Below are 24,809 nucleotides of genomic sequence, written 5' to 3' on the forward strand. Positions count from 1 at the left end.
GCGCGCAGCGGTGAAGGGAATGTCGGTGTCCAGTTCCACCACTTCGGCGCCGCGCGCGCGTGCCGCGGCAACCGAGCCGTCGGTCGAACCGGAGTCCACATAAACGATGCGGACAGGCACGACCTGCGAAGCCGCCAATGCATCAAGGCAGGCGATCAGACGCGCGCCTTCGTTGCGGCCGATGGCTATGACGCCGATATCGGGCACCACGGTCATGGGCTGGCGAAGGGATAGGCGCGGTCGAGGTCCGGGCGATCGGGAAACAGGCCATGCAGGACAGCGCGATCTTCCAAGAACACCGCCTCCATCCGGGCGCGGACATCATCCGGGATCGTGGGCCGCGCGGGCAGGCGCCGGCCCGCCTTGACCCGGTCGCGGACCGACTGGGGCACGAGGGTACGGCGCAGCCAGGTGACCGCCCGCCCCTGCAACAGCCAGCGATCCAGCGATGTCTGACGCAGCCGTTCGGCCGAGGCGTTCGCCTGTCCCTCGCCTGCGTCCCAGACAAGGCCGGTTCGCCCCAAAAACGCGCCGACCCTGTCCAACAGGGCCTGCGGATCCTCTGTCATCGCCTCCAGTGTATCGACATGGATCCTGTCTGGACCGAACCGTTCCAGCCATGGTGCGATCTGATGACCGTAACGGCCATAGGACAGGATCTCCGGGTGCTGTTCCACGGCGGTTTCGAAACCGGTGTTGCGACCGATCACGCCGGTGGTCCATTCGTGGATGTAATGGGACACGGCGCGCACGGTCGGGTCGCGGATGAGATAGACGAAACGCGCATTTTCCGCCGCGGTCGCGGCAAGGCGGGCGATGGTGTCCGGGTAGTCGGGCAACTTGGTGTAATGCGTGCTCGCCTCGCCGCGCAGATCGCCGGGGGCAGCGGTGGCAAAGAGGTCGGCATACCAATCGGGTCCGCGCGCGAAGACGGCATCGTCCGAGAAGTAGTTCGGCTCCTTCGGGTCGGTCATGAACAGGCCCGCCTGCCCGCCCAACTGCCGGGCCAGGGTGGTGGTGCCGCATTTCATGGCACCGATGATGATATAGTCCGGCACCCCGGTCATGGCATACCCCCGTCGCCGCGATCGGGATGGCGCCCGGCCCGCCATCCGTCGATCCAGATGTCGCGCGCCTCGTGTGCGATGGGGGGGCCGACGGGCTTGCCGATCAGGCGGCGCATCTCTGCCACCCCCCGTCCCAGATACCAGCCGAGATTGGCCAGGACAGGGCCTGTGGGGCCATAGGTCTGGCGAAAGATGCGGGCCCGGGATTCGTAGAAATAGCGTGGCAGGCGCCTGCGCGCCCGTTCCATCGCCTTGACCGGGCCGCTGCCCCCGCGGAAATGCACGGCGCGGGCCTGTGGCACATGGACGAGGTCCCAGCCCGCCCGCTGCGCCCGCAGGCAATATTCGGTGTCCTCGAAATACAGGAAATAGCCATCGTCCATGGGACCGATCGCATCCACCATCCGGCCCCGCAGCAGGATGCAGGCAAAACTGGCCCAATCGGCGGCCCCAGTGGGAACGGGGGGCGCGATGGGCACGTCCCAGCGGCGCAAGAGACGCGTCACCAATCCCGTGCGGGCGCCCCGGATCACTTCGCTGGCGGGCGAGGGACGGCGGAAGTTGCTGGTCTGGATGGTGCCGTCCGGATCTTCGAGCTGCGGCGCCAGAAGGCCCGCATCGGGATGCGCCGCGGCGGCCGTGAGGATTGCCTGGCAAAAGCCGGGTCGCAGAACCGCATCAGAGTTCAGGATCAGGTAGAACTGCGCCTTCCGCGCCGCCATGCCCCGGTTGTGCCCGTCCGAAAAGCCGCCGTTCACCGGCGACCGAACCAGGGTGACGGGCGCCTCGGGATGGGCCGCGATCCAGTCCGCGATCTGATCGTCGGAGCCGTCGCCCGAGGCATTGTCGACCACCACCACATGACCCGCCGTGATCGCCGAGGCCTGAAAATCCGCCAGCACCGAGGCTACGCAGTCCAGCGTCAGATCACCGGTTCGGTAGTTGATGATCGAGACGACGATCTCGTCGGGGGTGCGTTCGGCGGATGGGGGAATATCTGTCATTGGCCCTGATTTGTAAGGGAATGATGCGATTGGCCGGCGCGATTGCGAGGACAGGTTTTCGCTAGCTCGGTTTGGGCCATCAAGTCTAGCCGAAGCCGACATCGGGCGGCGGACTGGGTGGATCGGGCCACGACCTGCCCGATTTGCATGCTCCGGAAGATCGACCGAGGCCTGCCGCGACAGCCCGCGCGCCCGGATCCTATCGCCGACCTCGTGCCCATCTGTCGTTCCTCCGCCCCTTGACCCGCGTTGCCATTCTGACGGTCACATAGACGGTGTAATCCACCGGCCGAGATGCCAGCAGGGACAGATGCCTGCCGCGGGATATGCCCTGTTTGCCTTCGTTGCGCTGCAAGTCTGGATAGAGCTGCGACAGTTCGGCAAGACCTTCGTCCTGACGGCGCCGCACCCTGACCAGGGCGGGGAACCCTTCGACCAGGGGCCAGACATAGCCTGCGTCCACTTCGATCCGTTCCTGCGGGGCAAACAGCAACCGAACATAGCTGTCGTCGGAGATGATCTGCGGAAATTCCGTCCATCTGTCGCGTCCGGCCCCGTTGACGGCAAAGAACCCCGCGCCCGGCGCCGTGCCGGGCGCCATGAACGGCAGCCTCGTCCACAGGGCCCCGTAACGGCGTGATACCCAGCTGCGGGCCGGCGCGACCCGCAGACGTCCTGTGACATAGACCGGATCGTCGGAGGCCAGCGCCTGAAGGGTCGCTGCGATCAGATCGGCATCGATCACCACATCGGCATCCAGATACGCGCGGGCGCGGGCGTGGGCCTGATCGTCGGCCCGGTTCAGCGCACCGGTCTTCCCGCCTTCGGGAATGTCGAGAACGACGAACCGCCAGCCCCGCGCGGCGAAGGCATCGCCCAGGCTGCGGCTGCGGATCACCGTCTCGTCGGTGCAGCCGTTCGCGGCGACGATGACCTCGATGTCGCCATGGCCCAGCCCGGCCTGGTCGAGGATCGCCTGAAGGCAGGGAAGAATGTGATCCTCTTCCTGCGCGGCTGGAACCACGATGCTCAGACGCGGTCCGCTGGTTTCTGTGGCAGGCATCGGCAGGCTCCCTGATCGGCATCCCGGGTCGACAATCGGTCTGCACAAATGCGACACGCAAGTCCATGGACGGCACCATGCCGCAGGTCACATGGGGATCAAGGATATGAAGATCGCGTATCTGATGAACACCTATCCCATGGTGAGCACCACCTTCATCGGCCGCGAGATCGCCGCGCTGGAGGCGCGTGGCCTTGACGTGGACCGGTTCGTCATACGCCGCTGGACCGGTGCCCTGGTCGACCCCGCCGACATCGCCGAGGCGGCGCGGGCCGATCACCTGCTGGAGGACGGTGCGCTGCGGCTGGTCGGGGGGGGCCTGCGCGAGACGCTGACCGCCCCTGCCCGCGTTCTGACGGCGGCCCGCCTGTGCTGGCGGCTGTGGCGGGCGGGCGGGGGCGCCGTGCGGCACGTGGCCTACCTGCTGGAAGCGGTGGCTCTGCGCCGCCGTTTGCGCCAGGCGCCGGTGGACCATCTGCACGCGCATTTCTCGACCAATGCGGCGGCTGTCGCGATGATGTGCCGGGTCCTCGGGGGACCAAGCTACAGCTTTACCGTGCATGGCCCCGACGAATTGTTCGACCCCGAGGGCAACAGTCTCGCCCTCAAGGTGGAACATGCGGCTTTCGTGGCGTGCATCAGCCACTTCTGTCGGTCGCAATGCATGATCTTTGCGGCACCTCATACCTGGGACCGGCTGCGCATCGTCCACTGCGGGGTGCGGCCCGGTGACTACGACACCCCTGCCCCGGCCACGGATCTGCCGCCGCGCAGGGGGGGTGGGCGTGTGGTCTATGTCGCGCGCCTGAGCCAGTTGAAAGGCGGGCTGGTCCTGATGGAGGCGATGGAACGGGTCGCGCGGGACCACCCCGACGCCGACCTGCTGATCCTGGGTGACGGAGAGATGCGCGGCCCCATGGAAGACGCGGCAAGGGCCGCCGGCCTGTCGGACCGGGTGCATTTTCTGGGGTTTCAGGCGCGCGACGCCGTACGGGCGGCCATGGCCGATGCCGACATGCTGGTCCTGCCCAGCTTTGCCGAAGGCGTGCCCGTCGTCCTGATGGAGGCGATGGCCAGCAGGCGCCCCGTGATCGCCAGCCAGATCGCAGGCGTTGCCGAATTGGTCGAGGACGGGGTCTCCGGCCATGTCATCCCCGCGGGGGATGCCCGGACCCTTGCCGACCGGATGACGCTGCTGCTGTCGGATGCGGATCTGCGCGCGCGCATGGGCGAGGCGGGCCGCGCCCGGGTCGCCGCCGAGTTCGACATCGATACCGAGGCGGCCTGGCTGGCCCGGCTGATCGAGGGTGCGGCGAACGGGACTTTGCCGGAGGGGCTGAGACCGCAGGAGTGATCCCCCGCTGTCTAAGTGGCCGGGCCAGCACGTGGCAGACGGGAACGGGCCTGCCGGTTTTCCCGGGGGTCGTCGCACGGCGGGGCGTGCGGCGGGGGAAAAAGAATTGGCACGGGATGCCGCAATCTCCTAACTGATCATATTGATTTCGGCATGGCTTGCATGCGCTTGGAACAGGGGTTTTCGATGACGATCGATGTCGTGATGTGCAGCGATAGAAAGGCCTTGCTGGGCATGGCCGTCTCCGGGCGGTCGGCTTTGGAACATGCAAGCGAGACGGTGAATTTCTGGATCGTGGGCCAGGACTTCACCTCCGAGGACAAGAAGATGCTTCGAACGTCGTGGGAGCATGCGCACCTCGGAAGCGTGAGCTTCGTGGATATCTCCTCTGCCGCGATCGAAGGTTTTCGCTCGACGGCATATCTCAAGAGCAAGATGACCTATGCGCGGTATTTCATCGCCGACTTCTTCCCGGATATTTCCCGATGCGTCTATCTGGACGTCGATCTGCTCGTCATGCGCGACGTGGCCGAACTCATGCATCTCGACCTGGGCGGCAACGCCGTGGCGGCGTGCCGGGACATTGCCGTCCGTTCCGGCAAGGCCCGGCCGGACATTGCGCGTCGGTTGGGCCTGAAGGACTATGGCGACTACTTCAATTCAGGTGTCATGCTCATGGACCTCGCCTTCTGGCGCGCCAACGGGATCACGAAGCGGATCGTCGACCTGTCCATCGAAAAGGAAGACAGTCTGGATTCACAGGATCAGGACGCCCTGAACATAACCTTCGAGGGCAAGGTGCATTTTCTCGATACCTCGTGGAATACTTCCCAGTACGAAAAACCGGATCCGATCGAGGGAAAGATCGTTCACCTTGTCGGACCGGTGAAACCCTGGAACGCGCGATACCAAAAGAAGTTCGTCGAGCCATATTATCGCGATGTCATCTACGACCGCTTCTTCGACGTGGTCGATCGGACGGCCTTTCGCGGAACGCGGCCCTGGAACCCCCTGCGCCTGGGGGAAATGGTCGAATACTGCGACAGCAAGATTCCGACGTTGGACATGGTGGCCGGCAAGCTGCGTCGTCTTTCGAAGCGTGGTGGCGACCGCGCTGCTTGATCGGGCGCCCGATCGGAAAAGCCATGTTGCGGCGCGGCCGCTCGATGTACGTGCCCCCCGGGCAGGGTCAGATCATTTCCGTCGCAGGATCCTGTTGGCGACCTGGTAGCGTGTGAAGCGCAGGCTGCGGGACGCGAGATCAAGCGGATCGGTCGCCGAGAACGTCCCGGACCTTGGCGCGAACCCCATGTCCGACGCGATGGGCCAGCAGATGCGGTTGATGATCTTCGCTTCGAGGCCGGAGACGGTCTTGCGCGGCGCTTGCCGGGAAAAAGAGGAATTCGGCCTGGGTGGAACTTCGATCCGGGCCGGCCGCCGCGCCCCCAGGAAATCGGCCAGGTTTTCGGCGACGGTCTGAGGCGATGTCGTCAGGCTGTCGAACCCGACGAAAAAGACATCGCTTCCCAATCGTTCCCGCGCCCTGAAATAGGCCTTGGCTGCCATGCGCCAGTAGATGGCATGGGCGACGGGATGATACTGATCTGGGTCGCCATCCTGGGATGAAGGTTCCATATGCTTGTAGGATGCCAGCACGTCATGGGGATGGCGCATCAGCCACAGGAAACGCGCCCCCGGATAGCTGTCACGAAGGGTGTCGATCGATCGGAAGGCCTTTGGTTGCTTGTAGCCCCAATGGCTGCAGCCGTTCCGTCCGGCCAGACGAAGCAGCCACTCCTTCTGCAGATCGGTCCAGGTCGCGCCGGTCCCCGAGAACGTGGCCTTGAGTGCCGCGGCCATGTCGGGGATTTCGGATTTCTCTATCTTTGGAACAGCATACAGGCCGAACTTCAGACGCGCATGGATCTGCCAGCCGAGGAATTCGAGCAATTGGTCGAGCTGCGTGTCACTCAAGGGGCCGAGCGCCCTGATATCCCGCGCCTTGTCGCCAAGATAGAGATCGTCGAAGACATACCAATCCTCGATCTGGGACAGGATGTGGCTGAGGAAGGACGACCCTGACCGCGGCAATCCGACCACGATCAGCGGAGGGGCCGACGAGGCGGTTATTTCGGTTGCGAAAAGATGGTCGACGCCGGAATCATCGCATTCTTTCACAGGCCGCTTCCTTCACTCTGCCGCGGGTGCCTTCGAAACGCACCCGGAGTGTTATGAGGGCCTTTGGAACGGTTGGCCAGACATCCCGGATACTGGGATCATCGGTCTTGAAAGGTGTTCGGGGATACAAGATAGTCGAAGGAATTTCCGTATCTCAGAGAGATCTGAACATTTCTTGTAGTTTAGCCCTGTTCCATGCGCCCTTGACCGATGGTCGAGCCGTCCGAACGCTTGCCCGTGTTCCGGTCGTCCTGCGGATCCGGTCGAGTGCGCCCCGAACAGGCGCAGCTGCGGCGATGGGGCCGGTATGACATCCTCTGATCCGACTGGCGGGAAGCGCGACGTTTTCCTGCGGGTCACCGACCCCGATCGGGATGCTTTCCTGAAGGACATCGGGGCGCGGATGGCTGCGGGAACAGGTTTCTCCGTGGCGACGATCAACCTCGATCATGTCGTCAACCTGCGCCGCACGCCCACTTACGTGGCCGTCTACGAGGCGCAGACCCACGTGGTCGCCGATGGCAACCCGATCGTCTGGCTATCCCGGATGGCGGGACGCAAGGTCGATCTGATCCCGGGATCGGAACTGATCTTTCCGCTGTGCGAACTGGCAGTTGCCGCGGATGTCCCCGTGGCATTGGTCGGATCTACGGATGCGACGCTGGCCCGGACGGCCGCCGTCCTAGAGGCCGAGTATCCGGGGCTCCGGGTTGCCTGTCGCATTGCACCGGCTTTCGGGTTCGACCCTGCCGGCCCCGAGGCGGCAGACATCGCGCGCCGGCTGGACGCCTCTGGCGCTGGCCTGTGTTTTCTTGCCCTGGGTTCCCCGAAACAGGAACGTCTTGCGGCGAACATTCAGGACGGGCTGCCCTCCGTCGGTTTCGTGTCGATCGGGGCGGGCCTCGATTTCATCGCGGGAACCCAGACCAGAGCGCCGGTATGGATGCGTAAACTGGCGCTTGAATGGCTCTGGCGTCTGGCGGCCAACCCGAGGCGGCTGGCGGGGCGGTATGGGCGCTGTATCGCGATCTTTCCGGGCCTCGTCTTTCAGGCCATACGGGCGCGGTATTGACGGACGGCGCCTTGCGCCCCGGAGCATGGCCCGGCGCGCGTTTCTACATCTGCCAAACCGTCGGTATCCGGTCACCGAATTTTTCCGCAAGCGCGACATAGACGGGATCGAGGGCGCGTCTTGCCGCCGACCGGCTGTCTGCTGGAAGGGGAACGGTGCTGGCCGTCGCGTGAACCTTCTGTTCCGCATTCAGGGCGGATGCGGGAATGTCCAGGAACCGTGCCAAATCCGCGCGCGCGTCTTGCCCCTGTGCCGGGTCGAGCAAGGTCTCGAAAAAGCAGTAGCTTATGCGCGCTGCCGGAACGGCGGCCTCCAGCTCCTGAATGGTCCTGCGATAGTCCGACCGCAGGAAGTTGATGTCCAGGGGTGTCCTGCAGATGCTGTCGAAACGTGCGATCAGGTCCGCGGAATCGAGCTGGCCGGTCCTTGTCGCAGATCTGTAGTGCTGTTTGAGGCCGGACCACAGTCGTTCCACCGGATCGCGCAGGATGAACACGAACCGGACGTCTGCCGCGCAACCCAGCATTTCCGCATAGGTTTCCCGGTCCAGCAGCGCATAGGACGGCGTTATGTCCCCGATCAGGCTGTGGCCCCTGTCTTTCCCAGTCCGACATAGGAAAGATAGGCCGTGTGATCGTAAGGCCCCGCCCGGTAGATCGCGTTGTAGCGATCCGCCAGATTGATGCGCCGTTTCAGATCAGATCGCCACAAGGCGGACAGGCGATACCGCAGCGACGCGGTATCGGTGGGAACGTGCAGCCGCGCTTTTGCACGGTACCTGTATTTTTCCAGGTAGGGGGATCGGATGCAGTCCCGGTAATGCAATTCCTTGGGTTCCGCGAAGAACGTCCGGTCCAGCGCCGTCAATTGGGATTGCAGCCAGGTCGTTCCCGCCTTTTGGGCGCCAATGCAGAACAGCAAGGTCTGATCGCCGCCCGCATTCGATGGTGTTGCCTGCGCCATGTTCAGTTCTCCTTGGCGGTGGTCCCGGCGAACGACCGCCGGAAAGACAATTCGTCGGCACGGACCATGTTCGCATGATGCGCGGCGGTCATCTGGTTTGCTGACCCCCCTTGAACGCGGGCGCACCGCCCAGCCTTGACCGGACAATGTCCGTCTCGAACCGCGAATATCGGGGGCCGCGGGATTTCCGAACCTGCGGGGGAATATCCTCGGCCGAATGCGTTTTCTGCGTATCGAATTGCGCAAAGCCCGCGAGCGCACCCACCATGAGCCACGCCACCGGGCTGAGCGTGGAGTTGGGAACGAGATAGATCAGGGTTCCCGCCATCATGATGGCCAATCCGGCTGTTTCCGGCCCGATACCCTTTCGTTTGCCGGTCCGGTGAAGCGCAACCATCGGCAAAACCAGAAGCCCGAAGAAAGCAACGTATCCGAACCATCCGCTGGTACCCAGCTTGATGATCCAGAGGCCATCGGTCGTGGAGAGGTCCTCGCCTGTCGTGGTATCGTAGACCCGGCTCCGGCCCCAACCGCCCCAGCCGAAGACCGGGCGTTCCAGGCTGCGGGCCAGAAGAATGTCTTCGTTGTCGAAACGATAGACCAGTGATTGTGCCCGGTCGGGGGAGATGGCTTCGGCAACTGCCGTCAGCCGCTCGATCGGGACAATTCCCGATTGTCTGAGGGCGGGGAACAACAGGAACGACACGGCGATCACCGTCGTCACCCGCAGTTGCCAGCGAACCGGAAGGAACAGGACGGGCACCAGGGCAAGGGTGATCATCACCGCGCCGAGGTTCTTGCTGTTGAACAGGATGAGGAACAGCCACAGGCCCGCAAACACCCATTTCCGGTTGCGATCCCTGCCGCGCATGAGGACGGCCGCAGCGATGGTCGTCATGCTCAGGAAAAGCCCGACCGACAGCCCGTGATCCAGAAAGATCTTGGGCCGGAACTCTCCGCCCCTGATATGCTGAAGGAAGGAGTGCTGGTGAAAGCCGTAGACCCAGTTGTGGAGTTGCGGGCTCAGGCGGATTTCGACCAGGGCGAAGACGCTGTAGACGAGGCCGGCGGCGACCAGTGCCACGAGGATCCGGCGATGCGCCTCCGGCGTCGACAGATAACGGCGCGCCAGCACGTAAGGGACCAGGATGAAGACAACTTCCGAGCTTTGGCCCACGATATCCCAGGGCCGCGCGCCTTGCAGGAACAATGGACCGAACCGCAGGCTGTCCCCATTGGTGAAAGTAGTGAAGATCGGGGAAAGCAGCATCATGACGAGCAGGCAGCCGATCGCTGCGCCCACGACCCGGTCGCCGACGACCCGGTCGGAGGGGTCCTGTCCGCCGTGCGTGACCCCATGTCGTATGGTCCGCTTGCGGCCTCCGAAGATGAGAACGGCCAGGATCAGGGCGAGGGCCGGAATGGATGTCTTGTCCAGTGCCGGAATGCCCCGAAAGTCGAAGCCGGCACGCTCCGGCAGGAACATGTAGGTCAGCAGGACCGACCAGATCAGCGCCAGTTCCACCTGCATCCGGGCAAAAAGCACCAGTGTCAGGGGGATGCAGAGGAGAAAGGCGAGAGTGATCACGGATGAGAGCTTTCGTTCGGCCGTTGCTTTGCTACATATCTCGCAAAAGTGGCGACACATAGCCCGGTTCCAAGACAAGACCGTTCCTGGTCGCAACAGGTGCCTTGTTCAGGTTGCTCGGCCGAATGCGGCGGTTCAAGGATAGATCTCATGTCGTGGCGTCCCCAGAGTTATTTTTCCGGAGCCGGCATGCGGGCCCGTGCCCTGCGATCCGGCCTGGCCGCCATTTTCCTGATGGGGGGAAGCCAGGGGCTTCGGTTCGCGTCGAATCTCGTTCTCACGCGTCTCCTCTTTCCGGAGGCATTCGGCCTCATGGCGCTGGTTCAAGTCGTGGTCGGTGGCGCCTCGCTTCTGTCGGATGTCGGATTGCGCACATCGGTAATCCAGAGCGACAGGGGGGACGATCCGGGGTTTCTCAACACGATCTGGACGCTGCAGGTCGTCCGCGGGGTCCTGTTGTGGATGCTGGTCTGTGCCATCGCGATCCCGGTCGGAAATTTCTACGAGGAGCCCTTGCTGACGGTGATCCTGCCGGTCTGTGGTCTGCAGCTGCTGGTTCAGGGCTTCGTTCCGACCCGCTTCCTGACGGCCCAGCGGCATCTTCGCATCGGTCGGATCACGCAGCTTCAACTCGCGGGGCAGGCCCTTGGCATCGGGTCGATCATCGTTCTCGCATGGGCACTTCAGTCGGTCTGGGCGCTGGCGATCGGAATGGTCCTGACGCCACTGATCACGCAGGTGCTCTACATGCTTTTTCTGCCCGGGCCGGGAAACCGTTTCGGTTTCGAGGCGGCGGCAGCGAAGGAAATCCTGCATTTCGGCAAGTACCTGATGCTGAGCACGGTCGCCGCCTATGTCCTGACACGCAGTGACCGCGCTTTGCTGGGAACGGTAATCTCGGTCGAGATGCTGGGGATCTACAGCATCGGTCTTGCCCTGGCGCGGCTGCCGCAGGAAATTTTCAAGGCCCTGTCCAGCAAGGTCCTGCTCCCGGTCTACAAGAAGAAGCATCCTGCGGATTCCCCCGAGAACCGCGCCAACGTGTTCAAGCTGCGTCGTGCGATCGTTGCGGCCATCCTCGGATTGACCGCGCTGCTGGCGGTTTTCGGTCCGGCGCTGGTCTCGGTCCTCTATGATGACCGCTTCCTGCTTTCGGGGGCAGTAGTCTGTCTTGTGGCTGTTGCCATCATGCCGGTCATCGTGACTGCGGGAACGGTCAATGCATCTTTGGCGAAAGGCGATTCGTTCCGCTACATGCTGACCCGCGTATCGATTGCAGTGGTTCAGGTAATCGTCATGGTCCTTCTTCTGGAGGATTTCGGAATCGTCGGCGTGGCCATTTCCTTTGCCGCCGCCCCGATCCTGACATATCCCCTGCTCGCTTCGGTTTTGCGAAAATATGGAAACTGGGACTGGAAGGCGGATCTGGGGTTCTTCGTCCTTTCGGCGCTTGTCGCCATTTTCGTCGTCAAACAGCACGGCGAATTGATATCCCGCCTGCCCTGAACGGCCGAACCAGCAGGATCCCGGTTCCATATTCCATGCCCCCTGAATGGCTTGCAGGTCATTCGGCAAAGGACGCAAATTCGGTCGCCCTGCCCCCGGCCATGTCCCTCCGGAAAATCCGAATCGTCTGTGCGGCGGTGTCGATGGCCTGAACGCGGGGGCGTTCCGGAAAACGGAAACCACAGTGCGCATCATTATCGAGGCTTTGCAGTGCGACTGCTCTCTTGGATGACCGGGGCATCTGATGGAGGTTATCATGAAAAATCCCTACAGCAGCTTTTCCGGGTCGCTGCGTGACCCGATCCGTGATGCAGTCGAAATGACGCCGAACGTGGATACCGATCTTCTGCAGGCATCGCGCGCGATCAATGTGGCGATTACCGGAAACGTGCGCATGACCCTTATCTCGGGAAGCACGGTGACGCTGCACGTCGCCGCGGGCGGCACGTTCCCTGTTCGGGCGACCCGCATCTGGGCTGACGGGACGACCGCGGCTGGCATCGTGGCGCTGTTCTGATGCCCTGCACAGGTCTTGCGCTTGGATCCTCGACCGGATTGATCACCGATTTCGCGTCGATCGATGTGACCTTGGCCATTCAGGGGGTCCTGCAGGGACCATCAGGTGCATCAGTCGACATCCTGTACGACATCAATACGCCGGCGATCGTTCAGGCCGTCCTTTACCCCGCATCGGACGCGCCTCCTGCCGAAGGTGATTTTCCCGGAGACGGGGCGCCCTATCTGGCTCTCGGTACGCTTGGCCTGGCACCGTCCGGTACGGCGACCCTGGCTTTGCCGGCCGAGTTGTCCGGGGACTTTCGCATCGGGTTCCGATACGGACCGGTTATCGTCGAAGGCCCGATATTCGCGGTCGACACGACCGGTCTGGCACCGACACCCGTGGCCCTCTTCGGTTTCGGTTCTGGCGGGGGCAGCGCAACGGATGGTGGCGATACCCTGATCGTATCCGGCGCCTCGGTCGCGCGTGACGGACGCTATGACATCTCGGATGTAGGGACAGAACCGACCTATGTTCGGCCCCCTGCGGTTTCGGTCGAGGAAACCTTCATAAGGATCCATCAGGGCCTGGCGATCGACCGCGATGCAACCGCCACGGTTTCCTGTCAGGTTCGGATCCTGAGCGACGGCGTCGAGGTGTCCGTCCTGCCCCTTCCTTTTACGGTGGACGCTTTTGCCGATTACGTCCCGCAGCCCGCAGATCCTGTCGGCGCCCGTATCACGGTGGAGTTCGCCTTGACCTCGTCGACGGGGCAAACCTCTGTCCTGACGCTGGTGGCCGTGGATCCGGTCGTTTCGACCTTGGTCGGCACCGTGTCGAATGTCGTCCCATCGGGCGGCGATCTGACCTTCGACCTGTCCGGCGCGGGTGCCGCGAATGGCAGCTATGTCTTCACGGCGGCAGAGCAGGCGGCGGGGGCCAAGTGGCTGTTGCCGCCGACCGTCACCGAAGGCCCGGCGGATACGTTCACCGCGCAGAACGACGGGGTTTTCGTCTACGTGGCGACGGATGCGGGCGGCGGCACGCTTGCCGCACCGACCGTTGTGGTGTCGTGGACGCGCGGGGGGACGGAGATTGCTTCGGGCAACAGCTACACCCTGACGCCGGAGGACGGCGCGCAGCAAGTCGATTGTGTCGCCACCCTTTACACCGCGACGGGTGGAGCGGTCGAAGTCGTGACGGAGGTGCAGGCCGAGGCGGTCTATGTGCCGCAGGTTGTCACCATCAACGCGCATGTGACGGCAGACACGAGCGCGGTCGCACCGTCAGACCATCTGGCGTTCCTGTCGTGGTTCAAGGTCACGGAACATAGCGGTTTTCGGTTCATGTTCGACAACAACCAGCGGGAAACGCAGTTTCGCAATGGCGAGCTCAAAGGCGTCATGCAGCTTGGGGACGGCAGCGGCAGCGGCAGCAGCACCGTAGACACGACTGCCCCCATCGGCGCGCAAGTATTCGTCGCCGTGATCGGATCGCCCGGCGGGAATTTCCAAAGCTACATGAGCATCGACGGCGGGCCGCTCATCGCGGGCCCTCTGAAACCCCAACCCGCCAACACGACGTTCACTTGTCAGGCGGCGGCGTTCTCCCTCTACAGCCGGTATTCCGGCACGCAGGGGGTCGTCGCGGATTACGCCCGCCACGTCGTCGCCATCCCGCGTGCATCGTTCGACATCGAAGCCCCCGGCATGATCGACAAGCTGCGGGTGGCGGGCACGGGCCTGCCGACGGCCCCCGCCCTGAATGCCGTCGAATGGGACACCCTTCTGATCGACGACCGGGGCACGGCGACGGAGCGCGCGGCGGGCACACACTTTGGAACGCTGGGCGATCTGACGGTCGTGTCCGGCACGCATGCGCAGGTGTCACCATGACCTTTCATATCGACGTCGCCGCGCCTGCGGACCCGGCCCCGACCTTCGTTGCCCCCCGTGCGTCCGTCTCGGGCGCGCCGATTGCGGGGCAGACCAACGTGACGGTAGACGTGCCGTTCAATTCGCCCCGCGCGGGCAAGCTGATCCGTGTCACGCCGGTCTCCTATCGCCAGATGATCGAGGTCGAAAGCGTCGAGGGAGAACGCATGCACGTCCGCGACCTGGACGGGTTTGACAGCTATGCAGACGGCTACCTTGTGGGGGCGGACCTGACGATCGCACGGATCGTGAACGGGGTCTGGACGATCGTTGCCGATACGACCGTCGATGTCTGCGCCGTGCGGGAAAGCTACCCGGTGCGCGGCATCGATGGGGAGGAATACCTGCCGGCGTCGGCAACCTCCGTGACCTTCGCGTGGCATCCCCGCCACCGCCCGAACGCGCAGGAATACATCGCTGTTGCGGCGGTCGGGGCCGATGGGCGGGTGTCGGGGTGGAGCAACGTCGTCGCCGTCACGACGGGGGCGACGCTGGATGCCGAGGCCCCATCGATCACGACGGAGGACGCGATAGACTTCGTGCGGGAGGATGTGGACAGCGGCCTTGCCGTGCCGACGAACTGCGCGGCGACGACCGCTGACGGGGGCAACAGCCATACCGTCACATGGACCGCATCCGCCGGGGCGGCGGGCTACATCGTTCACCGGTCGCAATACCCCGATTTTATCTTCGTCAACTACATCGAAGCCACCGACACCATATCGCCGCAGGCTGGCGATTGTCTGATCGTGCGCAAGGAAATGACGGCGGACATCGACAAGGCTGATTGGGTCAGCAATCGACTGTGGGGTTTTTCGGCGGCCAACGGCTACAGCTTCTACAGCGGCGGGGCCTACGCATGGGGAGATCAGGCCCCGGACCTCGACTGGTCCTTCGAGGTCGAGGACGGCGTATATTTCCTGCGCCTGACCCATACCGGCACGGGGACGCTGGAAATCGACCGGGCGTCCCACGCGGGCAGCGGGGCCGATCCCTTCTACCCGGTGCTGATCGAAGGGCGGACCTACCGGCAGAAACTGCGGGTGCGGTCGCCCGACATCACGACCCTGACCGCATCCATGCAATCGGTGGCCGATGACGTCGATCTGACCCTCACGTCGGGTTGGCAGACGCACGAGGCGGATTTTGCCGTCACGTCGCAGGACACCAGCACCGCCACGCGCTTTTCCGGTTTCCGCTTCGACGGGCCGGGGGTTCTGGATATTGCCGAATGGTCCATCGGGGACGCGGCCTTCCCGATCCCCGGCGCGACGGCGATCACGGGGGCCGTTCTGTCGAAGGTGGACATGATGCGCGGCCATCACACCATCAAGACACGCCCCCAAAGCTATGACCTGGGCGGCTTGATCGGTGATCCCCATCGCCTGCCCCTGTTGTTGCAGGGGGCCAGGTACGCAGGGCATTCCCGCGTCTGGCTTCAGGTCGAGCCGCATTTGTCGGGCGCGGAAATCGCGGGGCTTATGGAATACCTCTGCACGCCCTATGACCCGGCCACGGATACGCCTGCGGCCAAGCCTCACGCCCATGTGCGCTATCAGCAGGGGCAGACCGCCCCGTGGGCGGACGTGTTCACGAAGGTCTATTTCGAGATCGGCAACGAGATGTGGAACGGCTTGTCCGAGTTCTACACGATGCCGAGCGTTTCTGGGAACACCGGCGCCACCTCTGCCGGGTGCCTTGGCAACTGGTGGAAGACGCAAATGCGCGCGCACCCTGATTTCGACGACGACAAGTTCGTCTGGGTGGTCGGGGGACGCAGCAGCAGCGACCAATGGAACGAGGAACTGGCCGGCGCCACGGACAGCCAGCTTCCCGCCCACCTCACCATCGCGGATTACAACGGCGGGTGGGACGAAGGGGCCAAGGCCGCGCCGGACCCGACGTCGGACGACGACTGGCTTGATATCCTGTTCAACAGCGCCCTGAAGGAACGGGCGGAAAAGACATCCGCCCTTGTCGCGCGGGCAAATGCGCGCGGCTGGACCGCAGGCACCTATGAGGCGGGCCCGGGCTATGTGCTGGACGGTCTGAACGGCGGGGCCGTCACGCAGCAACAGAAGATCGACCAAAGCCAAATGATGAAGTCGGTCGCGGCGGGCACGGCGACTTTCGCGGCATGGCTGACCAATGCGGCCAACGGGTTCGCTGAACAGAACTTCTTCCGGGCGGGCAGCGATGCCGGAGCGCTTACGTGGCACAGCCACTCCCCCGACGTCGAGGGCGGGGCCGTCACGCCAGCCTATCAGTGGGTTGCGGACTTCTGGAACCGCCACATCGCCGGGGGACGGGTGGTCCCGCTGGACCCGCAGCGGGTGGCGACCTCGGGGCGGGCCATCACCATCGGAGAGCCGGAGGTCCTGTCATGGCGCGTTGCGCGGGATGGCACGGATTACGTGGTGGTGGCCAACCTGTCGATTGCGGACAGCGCAAGCGTCCTGATCACGGCCGTGTCCAGCGGGCAGGCAACACGGCACTGGATGACGGGTGACGATTACCAGACGCACAATCAGACGTTGGCGACGAAGGACGATTGCCAGTTGCAGAGCGAGGCCGTCACGGTGACGGGCGGCAAGCTGACCGCGACAATCCCGCCGGGGTTTGTGGAGGTGTTTGAAATGGCGCCCTGAAAGAAACGGCGGTGCGGACATCAGGGCACTGGTCGATTTGTGAAACCGCGCCCCGGGGGCCAAGATCGCCATATCCGTGGAACCTGTGCGGAAGCCTGCCTTCAGAACTTTCCGCCGGACTCCAGCCAGGCCGTGCACATGTCGTAGAACCCGATGTCCTGGGCATACCAGGTTGACAGGTTCGCCTTTGCCGTCTCGGACAATGACGGGGTGCTCGTGTAGTCGTTCCTGTGCGCCGAGCCGTCATCGTCACCCAGATCGATCTTCGGCAGATCGGTATCCGCGAATATCAGGGCAACCAGATCCCGCAGGTCGGCGTCGAAATGTTCCTGCCGGACAATCCAGATCGGGGGGCGGACCCGGAGAAAGTTGCCATGGCAGGAAAACCAGTCGGACTGGTTCTGCGACGTGTGACGGATCGACTTCATCGCGGCCCACGCCTTGCGGCCACGTTCTCCGGGCTCGAAGAGGCTTTCCGCCAGATCGTTCGCATGCTCGAATTCCGAGAAGGCAATCTCGTCATGCGCGCTCCACTCGCTGTAGATGCGCGGCTGTCCCTTGCGCTTTCGCGAGTAGAAGCCGCTCTTGAAGCGGGACACCGGGTGTCGGATTGAAAAGAAATAGGGATCCGCCACGGGGATCCGCCCCAATCCGACATGATGTGGGTGCTTGATGATCCTGGGCCCGGATGAAAATGCGTTCACCTGATCCGCCACGTTGCCGATCTGGGTCCCTGCATTTTTGCCGATGTGCAGAAAATGGATATCATTTCCGGTTCCACGCGCCTTGCGGTTGACGCGTCGAATTTCGAAACCGGCTGCCCGAAGCCAGGCCTTGAGGGAATTTTTCATGCGTCTCTCGCAATGGTTGATTGTCAGAAATGATCGTGGCCACGGCCCCTTTCTACGGGGCGCTGAGATCAGCAATTCCTAAACGCAAAGCGGCGCGCATGTCGAATGCCGGTTTGACGACCGGCGTCAGACAGGTCTGCAGGGTCGATCCCTGAGATCCATGCGCCGCCATGAGGCGAGGCTGCCTGCCTTTCGTGCCGAACGCTGACTGCAACGGGGGCCTTGGGGGGGGGTGCGGAAGTCCCCCGGGAGGGTGCTTCAGGGAAAGGACGGCGCCTGTCCGATCACGTAGACATATGCGGATGCCGCCGGAAGGCCGCAGGTGCGGTCCCCGACCTGAAGGCGGCCCGAGGCGATCTGCGCCCGCGGAATTTCCAGTCGCTCGAGCGGCGGTGGCGCCCCGGTCGCGCCGGTATCGTCGTGGGATCCGCCCGTGCGATACAGGGTGACCGGTCCCGCGGGCAGGTCGCCCGGCAGATCAATGGTCACGGGGGTGCAGTTGTTTCCCGATCCGGCAGGATAGTTCGGCACCCTGCGCGAAATCGCGAAGAGCGTCAGGTAATCCGCCCCGCCGGTGGCGTAGACCGCCACTTGTGGGGCATCTGCCACGGCCTCGCGCCGCTCGAACGCCGGAAGATCACGGCGCGGTACCGCGATCGTCTCGACGTCGCGCATTTCGCCGGCACCCAGACGGTTCATCAGCGACAGCAGCATCCACGACGGATATGGGGCGCCGCCCATGTGCCAGGGCGCGTGGGATTGCCACATCCGCCCCTCGCCGAACTTGAAGAAATTCTGGGTGCGGTAGCCGCTCCGACGCTGTGCGAGGAACGTGTCGAGGGTTGCGACACCGGCGGCCCGGCTCTTCATGACGATTTCCTGCTCGTCGGCCTGTTCCTCGGTGACGCGCCGCCTGTTGAGCCCATTCAGGGCATATCCCGGCCCTGCCTCATAGGTGCCGACGGCGATTTCCCGGTTTTGCCTTGCCTCTAGGTCACGGATGTCGGCCACCTGGCGGACCGCACGCGGCAGGTTCGACTGAAACAGCTGGTTGAGAACGTTGGAATAGCTGGCCGGCGTATCCTGCGGCGGGCCCTCGCCTTCGTCCCACCCACCATTATAGGCCGCCACGGTCACGATATCGGAGGCATCGGGTGCAAAGCGGGCGGCAACCGTTCCATAGTCGGTCCGACTGCGCCCGCCGATGACGAAGCGCGTTCTGGCCTCGACGGTATCGCTCCAGTAGGGGCTGGCGCGGAGTGCGGCCGCGACATGAGACTGGTACAATCCGTAGACCTGGGCCCGATTGCGTTTTTGCCCCGATTGCGCGTCCTGCATCCCGAAGAAGGTCCACGGCGCGAACAGGCCGTTCCAGGTTTCGTTCCCGATCTCCAGGTCGATCCTGTCGAAAGCGTCGATCCAGGGGGCGGTCCGGCCCTGGCGAACGCGCAGCGCCGCCCAGGGTTTGGTTGCGGGGTCTTCGGTCCGCGGGTCGAACGGTGCCGCGAGGTATTCGACCAGCCCCTGCCATTCCGCCACCGTCAGATGCGGTTCGATCTGAAGCCAGGGCCGGACGCCTGCGCGTTCCATCATCGACAGCGTGTGGAACATGTCGGGCGCCCCGTTCGTGCCCGGCACGATCCCCCCCGAGAGCAGTCCTTCCAGATCGTAGGTCGCCGTGCCCGTCTTGATCCAGCCATGGGTCCGAAGCGCGGAGACGCCCGACTGGCTCAGGCGGGCATAATCGGTATCGGTATAATCGAGCCAGGCGGTGTCGGACGGTCGGATCCGGAAATCGTCCACGTCGACGCGCCCCGGCCCGCGCAGGATCAGGTCGATGTATCCGGCTCTGCCGGTGTCGGCCACCTGCGGCAGGGTGAAGGCAAAGCGGACTTCGCGCCACTGCGTGTCGTAGTCGGCGATCATGGGCCGGACCATGTCGGAATGCGGACCCCGGAACATCAGCTCGGCCCGTCCCGGACGGGCACCGCGCAGGCGCACCGTCACCTCGTACGGGATGCCCGGGCGCAACACGGTATAGAAATCCTGATCCGTGCCCGAATGGTTGGCGGCCCCGAGGCGAAAGGGGCGCTGCGTCGGCAGATCGAGCTGCAGATAGCTGCGTCCCCCCCAGGTCCGTTCCGGATCGTCGGGATGGGGGACGATCTGCCAGGTATCTTCCGCGGTGTCGGAATAGATCGGCCCGGGCCGCAAAAGCCGTCCTGGTTTGGCGTTCCAGACACGATCGGAGGCATAGATGGACTTTGGCGATTCCAGACGATCGGTCCGCAGCGTGATCCAGTCCCCGGCCAGGATCGGGGCGCCCGTGCCTTCGGTGTCTATGCCGAAGCCCTGCATCCGCTCGGGCGCGATGTAGGATTTGTAGATCGCGAACCCGGTCAGGCCGCGACGGGCGCCTTTGTCCCACGACAGCTCGATGGTGCCGGTATCCGCGTCGTAGCGTGCGCGGACATTCCCGGGCGCGGGCGGCGCGTTCCGGTCGGCCGGTCCGTCCGCGTCATAGTCGAAACGCCGCAGATCCGACCTGTCCTTCCGGGGCTTGGCCAGGGTATCGGGCAAGGTGATCCGCACGGGCGCGGAGAGGTCGGAAAGCAGACCATCCGCGCCGACGGCGCGAATGGCATACCAGCGCGATTGGCCGGGGCGTTCCCAATGGGCGATGCGGAGCGTGGCGCTGGTGGCGTCCGACGGGATCAGCCGGTTCCGGGGCAAATCCGCAATCCAACCCGACACCATGTGGCCGCCAACGGGCACGCGCCCCGTGCGGACGACCTCGAGCTGTCCATCGATCAGACGCAGGACATCTACCTGTGCTCCGTCCAAGGCACCGTCACGCAGGGTATCGTATTGCGAAATCTCGGACGGGCTTGCCAGGATGCGTCCGGGGGCTTCCGCGGGTGCATTTGCGCCTGCCTGCAACCACAAACGATGCGAAATCGGCTCGAACCCGCCGCCGATCATCAGGCGCGATCCTGCTCCGAACGCATCGATCGTCGCCGTGATCCCCTCCACCGGCTCCGATACGACCTGGTCGGTGACGCGAAACTGTGCGTCCTGTGCCGATGCGACCGTGGCAAGAACGGCAAGGCCGAACAGGCTTCGGAAGAATGTCGCTATCATGTCCTGAGATCCTTCTCGAGATGCAGCAGATTGCGATCTGTCCCGTATTCGTGTTGCGCAGACCGATCCATGTGGCAAGGCACTTGTGGACAAGGGCGCCATCCGGCGTGCGTCCGGTCCCGCCGCCCGAGTGATGAGGCTTGCTCCCTGCGGTGAAATGCTGAATTGTCCGAACCGCAAAGCATGGCTGAGATGATACGCTGCGTGTCTCAGGGCGACACGACAACCGAGGCTTTCATGTCAAGAAACGGCCCCGCCCGCGGATCCGAGGCAACCGGCGGCGCGCCGCAGGGCCCATCGGCGATCGTATACACCTGCACGTTCGATGACTACGATTACAACTTCGGCCCCCTGGTGCGGACGCCGAACACGCGCTTTCTGCGTTATGGCACGTCACGCCCCAATCGGTGGCGCATCTGGGAGCATCTGCCCGTTCCCGACGACATGGCGCTGGAAACGCAGACGCTGACGAACCGTCGGTTCAAGTTCCTTCCCGGCGCCGTCCTGCCCGATTGCGATGTCGCGATCTATGTGGATGGCACCATTCTCGTGCGGGCGGACCTGTCGCCGCTGATTGCGGAGTTCTGGGACAGCGGGGCCGATATTGCCCTGTTCCCGCATCCCAGCGGGCGCACCGTCGAGCAGGAGATGGATTTCGCCCTCGAGCACAAGACCTCTGCCCGGGACATTCCCCTGATGCAGGCACAGCGCGACAGGTACCGCGAGATGGGCCTGCTCGACATGCCGGTGACCGAGAACACGATAATATTCTACCGCATGGCCGCGCCCAAGGTTGCCGAGATCGGCACGCTCTGGTGGGAGGAATTCGAGAGGTTCAGCAAGCGCGACCAGATCAGCCTTCCTTACGTGCGGGACCGCATCGCCCCCAAGGTCCACCTGTGGGACTGGCATTTCCATGCGCCTTCGGACCGGAACCGGTATTTCGCGCGTGCGCCACATCGCAGGCCATCCCGTCTCGCGCGGCTGCGCGCCGCCGCTTTCTTCATGAAGGACCACGCTCTGGAATACAGGGCCCTGCACGGGGCCATCAAGGCCGCGGGGGCGTTGCGCAAGCTGCCCAGAGGCATCCTGCGCATGTCGCGTGCGGGGCGCCGGTAGCGTATCATGGTCGATGACGCCCCCGCGACACGCACGTGGCATATCCATCTAGGTGCCCACAAGACGGCGACGACGCACCTTCAGGACGCACTTTCTGCGCGAAAGGACGCGTTGCAGGGCGACGGCGTTTTCTACCTGCCCCACGCTGAAGCGCGCCCTCTGCTGCAATTCCGGGATGTCCCCCTGTCGCCCCTGATGCGCCTTCGCAGGCGGCTTGCGGGCGAAACATGGTGGCCGGATCGGGCCTTCGGATCGGCTCGCCATGCGCGGGCCTGCGCGACCGAACTCGTGTCTGTCATCGGCGCGCGGGCGGAAACGGCACATCGCGTGGTGCTGTCCGAAGAGAACCTGCTGGGCCGCCTGAGATCGGTATTCACCGGAGACTACTTCGCCGGATCGCCAAGGCTGAACCTGCTGGGCGATCTGGCCACGCGGGTGCCGGTGCATCTGTATCTTGCCGTGCGCCCCCTCGATACCTTCCTGCCGAGCGCCTATGCCCAGGCGTTGCGCACCCTGCCTGCCGACCGCCTGAATTTTCCGGAGACGGTCGCCCGCGTTCAGGCGCACCCGCCCAGTTGGGCCGACTTGGCGCAGGCAATCTGCGACCGTGTTCCACGGGCGCATCTGACCATCTGGGAGTATGGTGCATATGCGGCCCACGGAGACGCGATCCGGCGTCTGATCACCGGGCTGCCGGGTGACGACGATCCCTCGGACCCCAGACCCACCCGTACGCTCAGCCCGAGCGCACGGGCCATCCACCTGGCCGAGCAGTTGCCAGAGGCGGACTGGACCAAGCGTGCCGCGCGCGTCGAGCGCATCTACGGCGATCATCCCAGATCCGACCGCGAAGGCCCGCACCGTCCCTTCGACGCAGCCGCGCGCGCGCGATTGCAGGCCGCCTATCGCGATGATCTGGCCCGGATGGCACGGATGCCCCGGGTCCGCGTCGTCCAGTTCGGCGAAGCCTGACCCGTCAGCCGGCGGTTTTTCGGGGGGTGCTCCGCACGACAGTCCCGGCAATTCCGGCCGGATGTACGCGAGACGAAACAATGGGGGCGGTTTTCGCGGCCCTGCAGATCACGTTCGCGTTGGATGCGACTGTTAAAATCTGCATAATGTGGCTATTGAACAAGGGAAGTTTTCCGGATCGGTCCCGGATTGCCGATCTCCACGTCTCGGGAGCGTTGCGTCGAATGGCTTTTTCCAGTTCCACGACCGGGCGCCCGGTCACCCCGTCTGCCTATCTGACACCTGGCCTTTTGTGCCTGTTGTTGGCGACCGTGGTGGCGGGGATCTATTTCCGGGAAGGGATCGATGCCCTCCTGACCGCCTGGGAGCTGCCGGAATACAGCCACGGGCCGATCATTCCGATCCTGTCGGCGATCCTGTTTTTGCGCCAGCTCAAGGAAGTGCCTGTCAACGCGGGCCCCGTCACCGACCGCGGTGCCGGGGTGGCTGTGCTGATGCTGGCGCTGGTTCTGGGGTTGATGGGCAAGCTGTCGGGGATCGACGATTTCGTGGCCTACGGTCTGATCGTCTGGGTCGGGGCAATCCTGCTGATCTCGTTCGGCTGGAAGGTGGGCAAGCAGTTCTGGCCGCCGGTCCTGCACCTTGTCTACATGCTGCCGCTGCCGGGGGTGTTCTACTACAAGATCTCTACAGTGTTGCAGTCGATCTCTTCGGAGCTGGGCGTCTGGATGCTGCACCTGATCGACGTGCCCGTCTTTCTCGAAGGCAACATCATCGATCTCGGCGTCTACAAGCTGCATGTGGCAGAGGCCTGTTCGGGGCTGCGCTATCTGTTCCCGATCCTGTCGTTCTCCTACGTGTTCGCGGTGCTTTACCGCGGCCCCATGTGGCACAAGGCGATCCTGCTGCTGGCCGCCGTGCCGATCACCGTCGTGATGAACTCGGTGCGGATCGCCTTTGCGGGATGGATCGTGGAATACGCAGGCCTGGAGTACCTCGAGGGGTTCACCCATTTCTTCGAAGGCTGGGTGATCTTCGTCATCTGCGTGCTGCTGCTGTTCGTCCTGGCCTGGATCCTGCTGCAGTTCCGGCCCAATCGGCCCAGCCTGCTGGATGCCATGGACCTGGAGACCTCGGGACTGGTCCGGCAGATGGATCGCCTGCGGCTGGTCCGGGCCTCGCCGGCGATGATCTCGGCGGTGGTGCTGGTGGCGGTTTCCGCACTGGCATGGGAGGGGCGGCCCCGTGTCGAGGTCCAGCCGATCTCCCGCGATCCCTTCGTGCTGTTCCCGCGTCAGGTCGGCGCTTGGGAAAGCTCTCCGACATTGCCGCTGTCCGCGGCCGTCGAGGCGACGCTGGGGGCCGATGACTACCATTCGGTAGAGCTGTCGTCGCCCGATGCGGATGCGTCCGTCGGCCTGTTCATGGCCTGGTACGCCGATCAGTCCAACGGCGGCACCCATTCGCCCGAAGTCTGCCTGCCCGGCGCCGGCTGGGAAATTGCCTGGATCGAGCGCGTCGACTTGGGCGCGGAGCTGGGCATCGGCAAGGCCTACAACGTCAACCGCGCCGTCATCCAGAAGGGTGAGCAGCGCATGATGGCCTATTACTGGTTCGAACAGCACGGCCGCCATGTGGCCTGGGATTATGCCGCCAAGTTCTGGCTGGTCTGGGATGGCATCCGCTACGGGCGCACGGATGGGGGGCTGGTGCGCCTGCTTACCCCGATCCAGCGGGGCGAAACCGAGGCCCAGGCCGAGACCCGCCTGGCGGAGGTTTTCCTCGAAACGATCGACCTCATCCCGGCGGTCATGCCGGGAATCGCCTTCGACGCCGAAGGCTGATCGGGC

The 24,809-nt window shown here is 64.1% G+C and carries 20 protein-coding genes; 10 read left to right on the forward strand and 10 right to left on the reverse strand.

Annotated features, from left to right (window positions below):
* From V6N07_RS18060 to V6N07_RS18075, 4 genes are all read right to left on the reverse strand, one after another.
* Positions 1-216 (reverse strand): glycosyltransferase family 2 protein (locus tag V6N07_RS18060; protein WP_371158390.1); only part of this gene is annotated, 216 nt, incomplete at its 3' end.
* On the reverse strand, positions 213-1,067 hold the full coding sequence (locus tag V6N07_RS18065) for a sulfotransferase domain-containing protein (protein ID WP_371158392.1): 855 nt from the start codon (positions 1,065-1,067) through the stop codon (positions 213-215). The genes V6N07_RS18065 and V6N07_RS18060, both read right to left, overlap by 4 nt.
* A complete protein-coding gene (locus tag V6N07_RS18070) occupies positions 1,064-2,071 on the reverse strand; it encodes a glycosyltransferase family 2 protein (protein ID WP_371158393.1) in 1,008 nt (335 codons plus the stop codon). The genes V6N07_RS18065 and V6N07_RS18070 overlap by 4 nt, the downstream gene beginning before the upstream one ends.
* 199 nt (positions 2,072-2,270) lie before the next feature.
* Positions 2,271-3,134, reverse strand: coding sequence for a glycosyltransferase family 2 protein (locus V6N07_RS18075; RefSeq protein ID WP_371158395.1), 864 nt, complete (start codon positions 3,132-3,134; stop codon positions 2,271-2,273).
* A gap of 106 nt (positions 3,135-3,240) precedes the next feature.
* Here V6N07_RS18075 and V6N07_RS18080 point away from each other — a divergent pair, with 106 nt between their 5' ends.
* Entirely contained in the window at positions 3,241-4,488 is a 1,248-nt protein-coding gene (locus V6N07_RS18080) for a glycosyltransferase (RefSeq protein WP_371158397.1), read from the forward strand.
* Positions 4,489-4,650: 162 nt separating this feature from the next.
* The gene (locus V6N07_RS18085; protein WP_371158399.1) at positions 4,651-5,610 is read left to right on the forward strand and encodes a glycosyltransferase family 8 protein; all 960 of its coding nucleotides are present in this window, start codon (positions 4,651-4,653) and stop codon (positions 5,608-5,610) included.
* Positions 5,611-5,682: 72 nt separating this feature from the next.
* Here V6N07_RS18085 and V6N07_RS18090 read toward each other — a convergent pair whose 3' ends face one another.
* Positions 5,683-6,666, reverse strand: a complete 984-nt coding sequence (locus V6N07_RS18090; RefSeq protein WP_371158401.1) for a sulfotransferase — start codon at positions 6,664-6,666, stop codon at positions 5,683-5,685.
* Positions 6,667-6,973: 307 nt separating this feature from the next.
* Between V6N07_RS18090 and V6N07_RS18095 the strand changes: the two genes are divergently transcribed.
* Positions 6,974-7,738 carry a WecB/TagA/CpsF family glycosyltransferase gene (locus V6N07_RS18095; RefSeq protein WP_371158403.1) on the forward strand — a complete coding sequence of 255 codons (765 nt, stop codon included), beginning with the start codon at positions 6,974-6,976 and terminating at the stop codon, positions 7,736-7,738.
* Between the two features lie 43 nt (positions 7,739-7,781).
* On the opposite strand, the gene V6N07_RS18100 is transcribed toward V6N07_RS18095, so the two are convergent.
* The 3 genes from V6N07_RS18100 to V6N07_RS18110 all read right to left on the reverse strand — a co-directional run bounded on the left by V6N07_RS18100 (position 7,782) and on the right by V6N07_RS18110 (position 10,289).
* Positions 7,782-8,264 carry a hypothetical protein gene (locus tag V6N07_RS18100; RefSeq protein WP_371158405.1) on the reverse strand — a complete coding sequence of 161 codons (483 nt, stop codon included), beginning with the start codon at positions 8,262-8,264 and terminating at the stop codon, positions 7,782-7,784.
* Between the two features lie 53 nt (positions 8,265-8,317).
* Positions 8,318-8,701 (reverse strand): hypothetical protein, encoded by a 384-nt coding sequence (locus V6N07_RS18105; RefSeq protein ID WP_371158407.1) that lies wholly within the window; start codon positions 8,699-8,701, stop codon positions 8,318-8,320.
* Between the two features lie 88 nt (positions 8,702-8,789).
* Positions 8,790-10,289: a hypothetical protein gene (locus V6N07_RS18110; RefSeq protein ID WP_371158408.1), complete on the reverse strand. Its 1,500-nt coding sequence runs from the start codon at positions 10,287-10,289 to the stop codon at positions 8,790-8,792.
* Between the two features lie 189 nt (positions 10,290-10,478).
* On the opposite strand from V6N07_RS18110, the gene V6N07_RS18115 reads away from it, so the two are divergent.
* The 4 genes from V6N07_RS18115 (at position 10,479) to V6N07_RS18130 (ending at position 16,876) form a co-directional block, all read left to right on the forward strand.
* Positions 10,479-11,795, forward strand: a complete 1,317-nt coding sequence (locus V6N07_RS18115; protein ID WP_371158409.1) for an oligosaccharide flippase family protein — start codon at positions 10,479-10,481, stop codon at positions 11,793-11,795.
* A 256-nt stretch (positions 11,796-12,051) separates the two neighbouring features.
* The gene (locus V6N07_RS18120) at positions 12,052-12,312 is read left to right on the forward strand and encodes a hypothetical protein (RefSeq protein WP_371158411.1); all 261 of its coding nucleotides are present in this window, start codon (positions 12,052-12,054) and stop codon (positions 12,310-12,312) included.
* A complete protein-coding gene (locus V6N07_RS18125) occupies positions 12,312-14,189 on the forward strand; it encodes a hypothetical protein (protein ID WP_371158413.1) in 1,878 nt (625 codons plus the stop codon). The genes V6N07_RS18120 and V6N07_RS18125 overlap by 1 nt, the downstream gene beginning before the upstream one ends.
* Positions 14,186-16,876 (forward strand): hypothetical protein, encoded by a 2,691-nt coding sequence (locus V6N07_RS18130; RefSeq protein WP_371158415.1) that lies wholly within the window; start codon positions 14,186-14,188, stop codon positions 16,874-16,876. Before V6N07_RS18125 ends, V6N07_RS18130 begins: the two co-directional genes overlap by 4 nt.
* Positions 16,877-16,977: 101 nt before the next feature.
* On the opposite strand, the gene V6N07_RS18135 is transcribed toward V6N07_RS18130, so the two are convergent.
* Positions 16,978-17,475, reverse strand: coding sequence for a hypothetical protein (locus tag V6N07_RS18135; protein ID WP_371158417.1), 498 nt, complete (start codon positions 17,473-17,475; stop codon positions 16,978-16,980).
* Between the two features lie 510 nt (positions 17,476-17,985).
* The gene (locus V6N07_RS18140; protein WP_371158419.1) at positions 17,986-20,868 is read right to left on the reverse strand and encodes a hypothetical protein; all 2,883 of its coding nucleotides are present in this window, start codon (positions 20,866-20,868) and stop codon (positions 17,986-17,988) included.
* Positions 20,869-21,105: 237 nt separating this feature from the next.
* Here V6N07_RS18140 and V6N07_RS18145 point away from each other — a divergent pair, with 237 nt between their 5' ends.
* From V6N07_RS18145 to xrtD, 3 genes are all read left to right on the forward strand, one after another.
* Positions 21,106-21,987 carry a glycosyltransferase domain-containing protein gene (locus V6N07_RS18145; protein WP_371158421.1) on the forward strand — a complete coding sequence of 294 codons (882 nt, stop codon included), beginning with the start codon at positions 21,106-21,108 and terminating at the stop codon, positions 21,985-21,987.
* A gap of 6 nt (positions 21,988-21,993) precedes the next feature.
* On the forward strand, positions 21,994-22,959 hold the full coding sequence (locus V6N07_RS18150; RefSeq protein WP_371158423.1) for a hypothetical protein: 966 nt from the start codon (positions 21,994-21,996) through the stop codon (positions 22,957-22,959).
* A gap of 224 nt (positions 22,960-23,183) precedes the next feature.
* Complete coding sequence (xrtD, locus tag V6N07_RS18155; RefSeq protein WP_371158425.1) at positions 23,184-24,803, forward strand: VPLPA-CTERM-specific exosortase XrtD; 1,620 nt, start codon at positions 23,184-23,186, stop codon at positions 24,801-24,803.
* Positions 24,804-24,809: the final 6 nt, after the last annotated feature.

Origin of the sequence: Jannaschia sp. 2305UL9-9, from assembly GCF_041403465.1 — a bacterium.
In the GTDB taxonomy this organism is placed as follows: Bacteria; Pseudomonadota; Alphaproteobacteria; order Rhodobacterales; family Rhodobacteraceae; genus Jannaschia.

Excerpts from the sequence above, each read along its gene's own strand:
- V6N07_RS18115 (WP_371158409.1), top strand. The coding sequence starts at position 10,479 with ATGCGGGCCCGTGCCCTGCGATCCGGCCTGGCCGCCATTTTCCTGATG.
- V6N07_RS18150 (WP_371158423.1), top strand. The coding sequence starts at position 21,994 with ATGGTCGATGACGCCCCCGCGACACGCACGTGGCATATCCATCTAGGT.
- V6N07_RS18070 (WP_371158393.1), bottom strand. The coding sequence starts at position 2,071 with ATGACAGATATTCCCCCATCCGCCGAACGCACCCCCGACGAGATCGTC.
- V6N07_RS18095 (WP_371158403.1), top strand. The coding sequence starts at position 6,974 with ATGACATCCTCTGATCCGACTGGCGGGAAGCGCGACGTTTTCCTGCGG.
- V6N07_RS18130 (WP_371158415.1), top strand. The coding sequence starts at position 14,186 with ATGACCTTTCATATCGACGTCGCCGCGCCTGCGGACCCGGCCCCGACC.
- V6N07_RS18140 (WP_371158419.1), bottom strand. The coding sequence starts at position 20,868 with ATGATAGCGACATTCTTCCGAAGCCTGTTCGGCCTTGCCGTTCTTGCC.
- V6N07_RS18125 (WP_371158413.1), top strand. The coding sequence starts at position 12,312 with ATGCCCTGCACAGGTCTTGCGCTTGGATCCTCGACCGGATTGATCACC.
- V6N07_RS18120 (WP_371158411.1), top strand. The coding sequence starts at position 12,052 with ATGAAAAATCCCTACAGCAGCTTTTCCGGGTCGCTGCGTGACCCGATC.
- V6N07_RS18085 (WP_371158399.1), top strand. The coding sequence starts at position 4,651 with ATGCGCTTGGAACAGGGGTTTTCGATGACGATCGATGTCGTGATGTGC.
- xrtD (WP_371158425.1), top strand. The coding sequence starts at position 23,184 with ATGGCTTTTTCCAGTTCCACGACCGGGCGCCCGGTCACCCCGTCTGCC.
- V6N07_RS18100 (WP_371158405.1), bottom strand. The coding sequence starts at position 8,264 with ATGCTGGGTTGCGCGGCAGACGTCCGGTTCGTGTTCATCCTGCGCGAT.
- V6N07_RS18065 (WP_371158392.1), bottom strand. The coding sequence starts at position 1,067 with ATGACCGGGGTGCCGGACTATATCATCATCGGTGCCATGAAATGCGGC.
- V6N07_RS18080 (WP_371158397.1), top strand. The coding sequence starts at position 3,241 with ATGAAGATCGCGTATCTGATGAACACCTATCCCATGGTGAGCACCACC.
- V6N07_RS18105 (WP_371158407.1), bottom strand. The coding sequence starts at position 8,701 with ATGGCGCAGGCAACACCATCGAATGCGGGCGGCGATCAGACCTTGCTG.
- V6N07_RS18145 (WP_371158421.1), top strand. The coding sequence starts at position 21,106 with ATGTCAAGAAACGGCCCCGCCCGCGGATCCGAGGCAACCGGCGGCGCG.
- V6N07_RS18075 (WP_371158395.1), bottom strand. The coding sequence starts at position 3,134 with ATGCCTGCCACAGAAACCAGCGGACCGCGTCTGAGCATCGTGGTTCCA.